Source organism: Clavibacter lycopersici (assembly GCF_003576405.1).
Lineage (GTDB): Bacteria > Actinomycetota > Actinomycetes > Actinomycetales > Microbacteriaceae > Clavibacter > Clavibacter lycopersici.
The window spans coordinates 1-412 of the sequence record NZ_QWGT01000561.1 but is presented as its reverse complement, the minus strand read 5'-3'; the positions used below and the strand labels follow the sequence as shown (position 1 = coordinate 412).

The 412-nt window shown below is 80.1% G+C and carries 1 pseudogene; it reads left to right on the top strand.

Features of this window, described 5'->3' with window-relative positions:
• Window positions 1-350: pseudogene (locus tag DZG00_RS16535) on the top strand (DUF58 domain-containing protein); the annotation flags it as partial.
• Between the last annotated feature and the right edge of the window lie 62 nt (window positions 351-412).

Sequence of the window (412 nt, the reverse complement as noted above, 5' to 3'; positions counted from 1 at the left end):
GGTCCCGCTCCGCGCGCCTCCGCCGCCTCGCCACCGTCACGCGCGACCGCCTCCTCGACGACCTCGCCGAGATCGGCGCGTCCGACCGCGCGGCGTCGCTGGGGGAGCTGGCCCGGTCGGCGGCCGACGAGGTCGCGGGCGTGTCCGTGGTCTTCCTCGTCTGCGGCACGGGGGCGGGACCCGCCGCGATCCGCTCGGCCGCCGTCCGCTTCCCGCCCGGCGTGCAGGTGGTCGCGGTCGTCTGCGACCCCGAGGTCGAGCCCGGCCTCCGCCGCCTCGGCGACCTCTCCGTGCTCACCATCGGCTACCTCGAGGACCTGCGCGGCGCCCTCCAGCGGAGCGCCGCGTGAGCGGGAGCGCCGCGTGAGCGGGGAGCGGGCGGCGAGCGGCCGCCGTGCCGCCGCCTCGCGCG